General features: G+C 73.0%; 1 protein-coding gene. It reads right to left on the bottom strand.

The annotated features are described in order from the left end of the window. Positions 1-529 (bottom strand): beta-ketoacyl synthase N-terminal-like domain-containing protein (locus AC5WRT_RS39040; RefSeq protein ID WP_496098957.1); only part of this gene is annotated, 529 nt, incomplete at both ends.

Here is a 529-nt window from a genome sequence, read left to right as displayed (position 1 = left end):
GACCAGTCGACGCGCGAGGACGGCTCCTCCACGTGCAGGGTGCGCGGCAGCACACCGTGCTCCATCGCCAGCACCGTCTTGATCACACCCGCCACACCGGCGGCGGCCTGCGTGTGCCCGATGTTCGACTTCACCGAGCCCAGATACAGCGGGCGTGCACGGTCCTGGCCGTACGTCGCGAGGAGCGCCTGCGCCTCGATCGGGTCACCCAGCGAGGTACCCGTGCCGTGCGCCTCCACCGCGTCCACATCCGACGGCCCGAGCCCTGCGCTCGCCAGGGCCGCCCGGATCACCCGCTGCTGCGAGGGACCGTTGGGCGCGGTGAGCCCGTTGGAGGCGCCGTCCTGATTGACCGCACTGCCCCGCACCACCGCCAGCACCCGGTGCCCCTTGCGGCGGGCATCCGACAGCCGCTCCACGACGAGCACGCCGACACCCTCGCCCCAGCCGGTGCCGTCCGCACCCTCCGCGAACGCCTTGCACCGCCCGTCCACCGCAAGACCCCGCTGCCGCGAGAACTCCACGAACG

The organism is Streptomyces sp. NTD91 (assembly GCF_059510455.1).
This window is presented reverse-complemented; position numbering and strand designations above follow the sequence as displayed.